The 7,976-nt window shown below is 56.3% G+C and carries 12 protein-coding genes; 8 read left to right on the top strand and 4 right to left on the bottom strand.

Features of this window, described 5'->3' with window-relative positions; all coding sequences use genetic code 11:
- Nucleotides 1-341: 341 nt before the first annotated feature.
- Complete coding sequence (locus L8V22_RS10345; RefSeq protein ID WP_338028280.1) at nucleotides 342-1,352, bottom strand: pseudouridine synthase; 1,011 nt, start codon at nucleotides 1,350-1,352, stop codon at nucleotides 342-344.
- On the opposite strand from L8V22_RS10345, the gene L8V22_RS10340 reads away from it, so the two are divergent.
- From L8V22_RS10340 to L8V22_RS10325, 4 genes are all read left to right on the top strand, one after another.
- Nucleotides 1,333-1,476, top strand: a complete 144-nt coding sequence (locus tag L8V22_RS10340) for a hypothetical protein (RefSeq protein ID WP_238801944.1) — start codon at nucleotides 1,333-1,335, stop codon at nucleotides 1,474-1,476. The two genes, L8V22_RS10345 and L8V22_RS10340, sit on opposite strands and share 20 nt — an antisense overlap.
- Nucleotides 1,477-1,517: 41 nt before the next feature.
- A complete protein-coding gene (locus L8V22_RS10335) occupies nucleotides 1,518-2,417 on the top strand; it encodes a universal stress protein (RefSeq protein WP_238801943.1) in 900 nt (299 codons plus the stop codon).
- Between the two features lie 119 nt (nucleotides 2,418-2,536).
- Nucleotides 2,537-2,785 carry a GlsB/YeaQ/YmgE family stress response membrane protein gene (locus L8V22_RS10330; protein WP_005325340.1) on the top strand — a complete coding sequence of 83 codons (249 nt, stop codon included), beginning with the start codon at nucleotides 2,537-2,539 and terminating at the stop codon, nucleotides 2,783-2,785.
- A 78-nt stretch (nucleotides 2,786-2,863) separates the two neighbouring features.
- On the top strand, nucleotides 2,864-3,472 hold the full coding sequence (locus L8V22_RS10325; protein ID WP_238801942.1) for a TetR/AcrR family transcriptional regulator: 609 nt from the start codon (nucleotides 2,864-2,866) through the stop codon (nucleotides 3,470-3,472).
- Here L8V22_RS10325 and yidC read toward each other — a convergent pair.
- Nucleotides 3,429-4,373 (bottom strand): membrane protein insertase YidC, encoded by a 945-nt coding sequence (gene yidC, locus L8V22_RS10320; RefSeq protein ID WP_238801941.1) that lies wholly within the window; start codon nucleotides 4,371-4,373, stop codon nucleotides 3,429-3,431. The two genes, L8V22_RS10325 and yidC, sit on opposite strands and share 44 nt — an antisense overlap.
- A gap of 33 nt (nucleotides 4,374-4,406) precedes the next feature.
- Here yidC and L8V22_RS10315 point away from each other — a divergent pair, with 33 nt between their 5' ends.
- A complete protein-coding gene (locus tag L8V22_RS10315; protein ID WP_238801940.1) occupies nucleotides 4,407-5,069 on the top strand; it encodes a class E sortase in 663 nt (220 codons plus the stop codon).
- Complete coding sequence (locus tag L8V22_RS10310; protein WP_238801939.1) at nucleotides 5,069-5,221, top strand: hypothetical protein; 153 nt, start codon at nucleotides 5,069-5,071, stop codon at nucleotides 5,219-5,221. The genes L8V22_RS10315 and L8V22_RS10310 overlap by 1 nt, the downstream gene beginning before the upstream one ends.
- On the opposite strand, the gene L8V22_RS10305 is transcribed toward L8V22_RS10310, so the two are convergent.
- A complete protein-coding gene (locus L8V22_RS10305; RefSeq protein ID WP_238801938.1) occupies nucleotides 5,218-5,754 on the bottom strand; it encodes a DUF2020 domain-containing protein in 537 nt (178 codons plus the stop codon). The genes L8V22_RS10310 and L8V22_RS10305 overlap by 4 nt on opposite strands.
- Here L8V22_RS10305 and L8V22_RS10300 point away from each other — a divergent pair.
- Together L8V22_RS10300 and L8V22_RS10295 are read left to right on the top strand one after the other, a co-directional pair.
- Nucleotides 5,753-6,916, top strand: coding sequence for a sensor histidine kinase (locus L8V22_RS10300; protein WP_238801937.1), 1,164 nt, complete (start codon nucleotides 5,753-5,755; stop codon nucleotides 6,914-6,916). The genes L8V22_RS10305 and L8V22_RS10300 overlap by 2 nt on opposite strands.
- 37 nt (nucleotides 6,917-6,953) lie before the next feature.
- Nucleotides 6,954-7,592 (top strand): LuxR C-terminal-related transcriptional regulator, encoded by a 639-nt coding sequence (locus tag L8V22_RS10295; protein ID WP_238801936.1) that lies wholly within the window; start codon nucleotides 6,954-6,956, stop codon nucleotides 7,590-7,592.
- On the opposite strand, the gene L8V22_RS10290 is transcribed toward L8V22_RS10295, so the two are convergent.
- Nucleotides 7,589-7,900 (bottom strand): histone-like nucleoid-structuring protein Lsr2, encoded by a 312-nt coding sequence (locus tag L8V22_RS10290; RefSeq protein ID WP_238801935.1) that lies wholly within the window; start codon nucleotides 7,898-7,900, stop codon nucleotides 7,589-7,591. The genes L8V22_RS10295 and L8V22_RS10290 overlap by 4 nt on opposite strands.
- Between the last annotated feature and the right edge of the window lie 76 nt (nucleotides 7,901-7,976).

Genomic DNA, 7,976 nt, shown 5'->3' with positions numbered 1-7,976 from the left:
AAACATAATTCAATAACCCAAAAGAAGGGAAGTGAACGGAACACCCACCGTCCTCTTCCCTTCTTTCACGTTTTGCGGGGAGCAAGCATCACGCGACGGAACACGTAGCGAGCTGCACACCGCCACCATTCGTCGTAGCTGAAGTTTATAGGCATTAGGCTCCCAGGAGAACACTTCAGGACGAGCGATTGAGAGTGTTCCCGCACCCAACTGTGCTCGTTGCTGGGGATCTACGGACTAGGAATAGCTCGGTGATTTTCCCTTATCTACTCGTAAAGGGCGCCGGCTTTGGCTATACTTTTTCGCCACGTGACCGTTTCATGGACTACACAGTGTGTCGGCTATCTTTGATCTATTAAGCGGTGCGTATAGAGAGGAAGGGCGGACTCGAACGCCCGGTACTTCCCGCTGAGGGGGTCAGTAAATTCGATGTGGGTTGCGGTGAGATGCATAGGGATCCGCATATCCTCAGCATCCTCGGGATAGATTTCTGGATAGACAGGATCACCCAGGATGGGTATTCCAGCCTGCCACATGTGGAGACGCAGTTGATGGGTCTTGCCCGTGGTGGGTTTGAGCGTGTATTTGCCTAATTGTGGCAGTTCTCCGTGGATCTGTTCATACGGGGCGTTATCTATTAGTTCTACTGCAGTCAGAGTAGTAAATGCGTTGGGGGTGCCATCGCCTATGCGGCCTTGGATTTCGCCGGGGGTTTTGGTGAGGTGGGAGGCCCACTGTAGGGGCGTCGGAAATCGGCGGTATTCGGCGATCGCCTGATAGGTCTTTTGTACTTTCTTTTCCGCAAAGAGCGTTTGGTAGGCGCCGCGAACATCACGATGTTTGGTGAATAGCAAAATTCCGGAGGTAAGTCTGTCTAGGCGGTGCGCCGGTGCGAGCTCGTCGTTTCCTGTCATTCGTCGGAGCTGGACTGTAGCTGTCTGTACGATGTGGCGTGCGCGTGGCATGGTTGCCATAAACGGCGGCTTATCGGCGACGAGGATATGTTCATCTTCGAAGAGAATAGGGACGTCGTAAGGCACCGGTGTTTCGGGTGCCGGGATGCGGTAGAAAAAGACGTCCTCGTCGTTGCCTAATATTGAGTCCGGCCGAAGCCTGGTTTGATTGCGTAGGACAACCTCGCCGGAGTCGAAGCGCGCCTGGAGCGCCGAGGCGTCGTCGTCGGGGTGTCGATGGCGTTGTGTCGAAATTACTGCACTAAGAAAATCCCAGGCTGTTATGCCTGCCTCAGGGGTGCGCACGCGGGTTGGGTTTAGGCCATCTTTGATCGGCAAAGGCGTGAAACCTTTTCTGCGATGTATTAAAGTTTTGTCCATGGATTTTAACTCTCTCATTGAACCGGTTGTCGCCTTTTTCTCTGAAGGTATCGGCGCCGTAATTCGCACCGTCTTAGAATTTGTTTACACCGTTATGTTCCCGTCGAATTCCGAGGCCGCAACCACCAACCCTCAAGCCTAATCCGTACTACAATTAAGGTATAACCACGGAAAGGACACATCATGGCTAAGGAAGACATTGTAGTCGTTGCCGTTGACGGTTCGGAAGCATCGAAGAATGCAGTACGCTGGGCCGCAAATACGGCAATGAAGCGCGAGATTCCTCTTCGAATTGCATCGAGCTACACCATGCCCCAGTTCCTGTACGCAGAGGGCATGGTTCCGCCGAAAGAACTTTTCGATGACTTGCAGGCCGAGACCCTTGAGAAGATCGAAGAGGCTCGCGCTATCGCTCATGAGGTAGCTCCGGAGCTCAAGATTGGGCACACCGTTGCTGAGGGCTCTCCCATCGACATGCTGCTGGAAATGTCGCATGATGTCACCATGATCGTCATGGGCTCCCGTGGCATGGGCGGTTTGTCCGGCATGGTCATGGGCTCTGTCTCCGCTTCGGTTGTCTCCCACGCTTCTTGCCCAGTGGTCGTCGTTCGCGAAGATAATCACGTTACAGACTCCACCAAGTACGGTCCTGTCGTGGTCGGTGTGGATGGCTCTGAGGTCTCGCAGAAGGCCACTTCTTATGCCTTCCGTGAGGCACAGGCTCGTGGCGCCGCTTTGATTGCGGTCCATACCTGGATGGATATGCAGGTGCAGGCTTCCCTGGCGGGTCTGTCGGCCGCTCAGTCCGAGTGGGCTGATATTGAAAAGGAGCAGAGCGAGCTGCTGGCTGAAAACCTCAAGGAACCGCGCGAGGAATACCCAGACGTAGAGGTCAAGCAGCTTATCACCCGGGATCGTCCAGTGAGCGCTTTGACCGAAGCCGCAGAAGGTGCGCAGCTTCTGGTTGTGGGTTCCCACGGTCGCGGCGGCTTTAAAGGCATGCTCTTGGGTTCGACCTCTCGTGCGCTGCTGCAGTCCGCACCGTGTCCGATGATGGTTGTCCGCCCGGATGAGGAAAGCTAGAGACTGCTATTCATAGAGCGCTTCGCCCACAAGGGCGGAGCGCTCTTGTTGTGCGGAGCCGCCTTAGGTAGCGTGCGCTCGTGTACGCTAAGGTATACCCGCTATTTTAGGAGGATTGCATGAATTTGGGCCTGGGGCTTTTTAGCTCGATTGTTATTGGTATCATTGCCGGCTGGCTGGCAGAAAAGATTATGAAGCGCGACCACGGCTTGTTGACCAACCTTATTGTTGGTGTGCTGGGTGGCATTATCGGCGGAATGATTATCCACTTCCTGAATATCGAGGAAGGCGGATGGATCTTCTCCTTGATTGCCGCTACTGGTGGTGCTTGTATCCTGTTGTGGATCGTGGGGCTCATTAAGAAGTAGCCCGAATTTAATTCGCGTACAAACCGGTTTGTCTATAAAGTATAGATGAACCGGCTTTGTCGTTTTAGAGAGGAACCCATGGCAGAGAAGAAGTCGCGCCGTAATAGGCCCAGCCCGCGTAGCCGGCTGCTGGAATCGGCGACCAAGCTTTTTACCACCGAGGGCATTCGTGTCATCGGAATTGACCGCATCTTGCGCGAGGCTGATGTGGCTAAGGCTTCTTTATACTCCCTATTTGGTTCTAAAGACGCGCTCGTTATCGCCTATGTGGAAGCGCTGGACGAGAAATTCCGTCAGGATTGGGAGCAGCGCACAGCGGACATGACGGATCCAGATCAGAAGATCTTGGCCTTTTTTGATAAGGCGATTGAAGAAGAACCCAAGCAGGAGTTCCGTGGATCTCACTTTTTGAATGCGGCCGGAGAATACCCGCGACCAGAAACTGAAGCTGAGCACAGGATCGTGGCCGCATGTGTTGAGCACCGTAACTGGGTCCACTCCACCTTGACGGCATTGTTGACTGAGCGCAATGGGTACCCATCCTCTTCGCAGGCGAGCCAGCTTTTGATCTTCTTGGATGGTGGTCGCGCCGGCGCTCGGCTCACCAAGGAGATTGGGCCGCTGCAGACGGCTCGCGAACTGGCTACTCAGATGCTTTCTGCTCCCCCTGCTGATTATTCGATTTAAGGTACTTTCGAGCCTCCATACGTAGCTGGTTGACCCGCTTCTTCTCTTCCTTGGAGAGGGCGGGTTCTTTTTCGCGCTTGCGCCAGCGGCGGATGCTTTCTCGGCGCATAGTATGAACGTCCTCAGTAAGCGGGTAGTCGCGGTGCAAAATGATCTCAAAGATGGCGGTTTGGAGCAGCATAAAGAGATACGCGCAGCCCCAGTAGAGGATGATTGCTACCGGGATTGGTCCGGTTTGGGCCAAGTTCCATAGGAAGAATGGGATGACTAAGAGCAAAAAGCCCATGATGATGAAGACGCGACGGTTGACCTTCTTATCAAACTGAGTGGTGCGGAAGCTGCGCACCAAAGAAATAACAGAATTAGCCATGGTAAAGGCAATAGCGGCTATCAAGATGGGGTTGATGAGATCGCCGTGTTCGCGGGCGAAATCCGTCAACGGGGCGCCGTAGAAGGTAGTTTGGCGGAAGGCCGACACATCGGAGGCATTCAGCATTCCCACGGTGGTGGAGCCGCGCTCGATATTAGACATGCGCAGGAGCACCTGGTAGAGGCCGATGAAGGCCGGAATCATGATGAGCGGGGGAAAACAACCCGCTGCGGGGTTATAGTTGTAGCTCTTCATGAGGTTCTTTTCCTCTTGCATGAGCTCCACCATTTCCTCGGTAGTGGTGGCGTTATTCATCTGCTTTTTGATGCGGTTGTTTTCTGGGCGGATGAGTGCGCCGATGCGGGCGGAGCGTACGGAAATCCAGTTCAGAGGGACAACGACGCCACGCACGGTGATAACGAGCAGAATGATGGAGATCAGCCAAGCCGCGGATTCACTGACGAAGCTGCTGACGATCCAGTGCCAGAATTTCATGAATCCAGAAACCGGGTACATGAAGACTTCGTACATGCTTAACCTTTCATGGGCAGTATGGTCTAAGGCATGACTAAAGTTCTTGGGGAACTCATGCTAACCATTGGCGTGGTGCTTTTACTCTTTGCATTCTATGAAGCCTATTGGACAAATGTAGAATCCGGTCAGCTTCAGGAGGAGGCGAGCGCCCACCTCGAAGAGCAATGGCGCAATCCACGGCAGAAGATGGAGCCGGAATTAGGCAAGGCTTTCGCACAACTCTATATTCCCACCTTCGGTTCCGACTACCACTTCGCCATTATTGAGGGCACTAACGAAGATGATCTGCTGCGCGGACCGGGTCGCTACGTGGACTCCCAGATGCCGGGGGAGCTGGGTAACTTCGCGGTTGCGGGCCACCGTGTGGGCAAGGGAGCTCCCTTCAACGACCTTGGCAAGCTGCAGACCTGCGATGACATCGTGGTGGAGACGCAAACGGAGCGAATCACCTATCGCGTGCTGCCCATCGATGGTGAGCAGGCGGATTGTTTCAACGGGATGCCGCCGGAATACGCCCACGTGGCTGGCCGGCACATTACAACGCCTGGTGACGTCTCGGTAACCCACCCGGTGCCAGAATCAGACGCCGAGCCGAGCCGCGAGATCCTGACCCTGACCACGTGTCACCCGCAGTTTTCTAATGCGGAACGCATGATCGTGCACGCTATGGAAGTAGAAAAAGAGGAGAAATAATGTATCGCGCTTTGTGGAAACTCTTGCCAGGGCCGACACCGGTGAAGGCTGTTTTGGCCATCGCTATCGCAGTGGGAGTTTTCTTCCTACTGATGGAGGTCGTATTCCCATGGCTGTCGCCGATGATGCCGTATAACGACGTCGCGGTTTAAAGGCCTAAGTTAGCAATCGCTTCGTGGGCGATCTGTTCTGATTTAACGGTTTGTTGCTGGTTGCTCCACACCAGCACTGCGTGCGTATCCTTTTGCACCGCGTACACGGCGTGCTCGTTGACTACGCCCCTGCCGCCTTCCCATCCGTCGAAGGAAGCGGGTTCGGTGGCGTCGATAGGCGCGGCCCAATCTACTGCGGCGCGGGCGTCTTCGACCGTGGGCATATCGCGCACGATGACGGTGGCTTGCGGATCGTCCTGGTAGGACCAGAACACACAGGCCGGGGTAGGAAAGCGCGCGTCGACGCCCTGCTTGGTCAGACGCTGGCCATTGGTTTCTTCGAGCCAGCCGGGGTCGATGTAGGGGCAATCGCTCCAGTCATTGACCTCCGCGGCTTGAGTGACGTTAACCTCCGGGGCTTCCGCGGATCCCGGAGCTACTGTGCTGGTTGGCGCGGGGGTGGGTGCCGATGAATCGCAGCCGGCGATCCCAAAGGTGGCTAGAGCGAGAAGGGACAGTAGGCTTTTGCGCATGAGCTCCACAATAGACCGGGATACCGATGCGCTGCGCAGCGGTATCCACATCTTGACCGCTGGCCTGCTGGTGGTAGGCATTTTTACCTCCGCGCGGATGCCGCTTTCGCAAGCGATTATTAACCTGCTGCTTTTAGTGGGCTTTGCAGCGGTGTACTTTGCAGGCTCGGTTTATGGGGAGTATTGGGCCCAGCCGGTGCGCTACTTGTGGTTATGCATCCTATCGGTGCTGTGGGTGGCGGACTTATTCGTGGCCCCAGCGGCAATCTATTTGGTCTTCGCCATGTTCTTCTTATACCTCACGGTACTGGATATGGCAGCGGGCATCGTGTGCGTCATTGGCGCCTCAATCATCACCGTGGTGGTGCAGATTCCGCAGGGGTTGACCTTTGGCGGGGTGATGGGTCCGGCAGTCTCGGCGCTGGTGACGATAGCGATCACTTATGCCTTCCGGACGCTATCGCGGATGAATAAGGAGTTGGTCGCAACCCGTTCGCAACTGGCGGCCACAGAGCGCGATGCGGGCATGGTCGCCGAGCGTCAGCGTATTGCCCATGAAATTCATGACACCCTCGCCCAAGGGCTTTCCTCCATTCAGATGCTCTTGCATTCGGCGGACCGCGATCTGGATAAGCAGGATACGGACAAGGCGCGAGAGCGCATCGAACTGGCCCGCAGGACGGCCGCGGACAACCTGCACGAAGCGCGGGCAATGATTGCTGCCTTGCAGCCACCGACGCTCAATGAGGCGTCCCTTGAGGCCGCGCTGACCCGCATGGCGGAAAATTTTGGGGCTACCGCAGATATCCACGTTGAGGTGGAATCTGAAGGCGAGGTGCAACAGCTGCCTATGAAGGTGGAGGCGGCGTTGCTGCGAATAGCACAGGGGGCTGTGGGGAACGTCGTCAAGCATGCGCAGGCGAGCCGCGCCCGGATCACAGTGACCTACGAGGGCGATGAGGTGCGCTTGGATGTGGTGGATAACGGCAAGGGGTTTGATCCGGCTGCGGTGGAAAGTGCCCCGGCTGGGCTGGGGCATATTGGGCTGGCCGCGCTTCGGCGCCGCGCGCAGGAACTAGGCGGGGAGGTCATTATTGAATCCGCGCCGGGGGAGGGCACTGCAGTGTCAGTTAGTATGCCCTTAGACAACCGAGTAGATTAAACTTTTGGTTGACAAAGACATCGATAGGAGGAATGTCGTGATTCGGGTCCTATTGGCAGATGACCACGAAATCGTCCGGCTAGGCCTGCGCTCCGTGCTCGAGGGTGCAGAAGATATCGACGTCGTAGGCGAGGTCGCTACGGCCGAAGCTGCGGTGTCGGCAGCACAAGCAGGCGGCATCGATCTCATCTTGATGGACCTGCGCTTTGGCGCGGGCGTGGAGGGCACCCGAGTGATGGGCGGTGCGGAGGCAACCGCGCAGATTCGCTCCGCTATGGACACCCCGCCCAAAGTCCTCGTGGTCACCAACTATGACACCGACGCGGATATTCTCGGCGCTATCGAAGCTGGCGCCGTTGGCTACCTGCTCAAGGATGCTCCTCCGCAGGAGCTGCTTGCGGCGGTGCGCTCGACTGCGGAGGGTGATTCGGCGCTGTCTCCCATCGTGGCAGATAGGCTAATGACTCGCGTGCGCACGCCACGCACCTCGCTCACGCCCCGTGAACTGGAAGTCTTGCAGCTGGTAGCGGCGGGCGCGTCCAACCGGCAGATAGGCCAGGACCTCATGCTGTCTGAGGCCACGGTGAAGTCCCACCTTGTACACATTTATGACAAGTTGGGTGTGCGTTCGCGCACCTCCGCTGTGGCGGCTGCGCGCGAGCAGGGCGTGCTTTAGTTGGCGGCGTTATAGGCCTCGATGACGTCCTGCGGGATTTTTCCGCGGTGCGCTACTGGCAGGCCTTGGGTGCGCGCCCATTCACGGATTTGGCTGGGGTTTGCCCGCTGCGCATCAAGAGCGGGGGCAACGCGGGCAGCCTCCACGTAGGGGGCAAGAAGATTATGGAAGCGACGCGCGTTATCCGCAGAGAGATCGATAAGGTAATTTTGACCGTTTACGCTAAAGCGAATGACTTCTAGCTGGTCCTCGGGAATTAGGGTGTGGTCCAAGTCGTCGTAAAATTGGGTCACTTCACGGCGGGACATTTTGCCTCCAATTTTCTAAATGCACACCAAACAAAGAGAGTATAAACGGTGTTTAGGGGGATAGAGTGGTTAGAAG

The organism is Corynebacterium yonathiae (genome assembly GCF_027570195.1).
GTDB lineage: Bacteria > Actinomycetota > Actinomycetes > Mycobacteriales > Mycobacteriaceae > Corynebacterium > Corynebacterium yonathiae.
This window is presented reverse-complemented; position numbering and strand designations above follow the sequence as displayed.

Excerpts from the sequence above, each read along its gene's own strand:
- L8V22_RS10305 (WP_238801938.1), bottom strand. The coding sequence starts at position 5,754 with ATGCGCAAAAGCCTACTGTCCCTTCTCGCTCTAGCCACCTTTGGGATC.
- L8V22_RS10330 (WP_005325340.1), top strand. The coding sequence starts at position 2,537 with ATGAATTTGGGCCTGGGGCTTTTTAGCTCGATTGTTATTGGTATCATT.
- L8V22_RS10325 (WP_238801942.1), top strand. The coding sequence starts at position 2,864 with ATGGCAGAGAAGAAGTCGCGCCGTAATAGGCCCAGCCCGCGTAGCCGG.
- L8V22_RS10310 (WP_238801939.1), top strand. The coding sequence starts at position 5,069 with ATGTATCGCGCTTTGTGGAAACTCTTGCCAGGGCCGACACCGGTGAAG.
- L8V22_RS10315 (WP_238801940.1), top strand. The coding sequence starts at position 4,407 with ATGACTAAAGTTCTTGGGGAACTCATGCTAACCATTGGCGTGGTGCTT.
- L8V22_RS10290 (WP_238801935.1), bottom strand. The coding sequence starts at position 7,900 with ATGTCCCGCCGTGAAGTGACCCAATTTTACGACGACTTGGACCACACC.
- L8V22_RS10340 (WP_238801944.1), top strand. The coding sequence starts at position 1,333 with ATGGATTTTAACTCTCTCATTGAACCGGTTGTCGCCTTTTTCTCTGAA.
- L8V22_RS10345 (WP_338028280.1), bottom strand. The coding sequence starts at position 1,352 with ATGAGAGAGTTAAAATCCATGGACAAAACTTTAATACATCGCAGAAAA.
- yidC (WP_238801941.1), bottom strand. The coding sequence starts at position 4,373 with ATGTACGAAGTCTTCATGTACCCGGTTTCTGGATTCATGAAATTCTGG.
- L8V22_RS10335 (WP_238801943.1), top strand. The coding sequence starts at position 1,518 with ATGGCTAAGGAAGACATTGTAGTCGTTGCCGTTGACGGTTCGGAAGCA.
- L8V22_RS10300 (WP_238801937.1), top strand. The coding sequence starts at position 5,753 with ATGAGCTCCACAATAGACCGGGATACCGATGCGCTGCGCAGCGGTATC.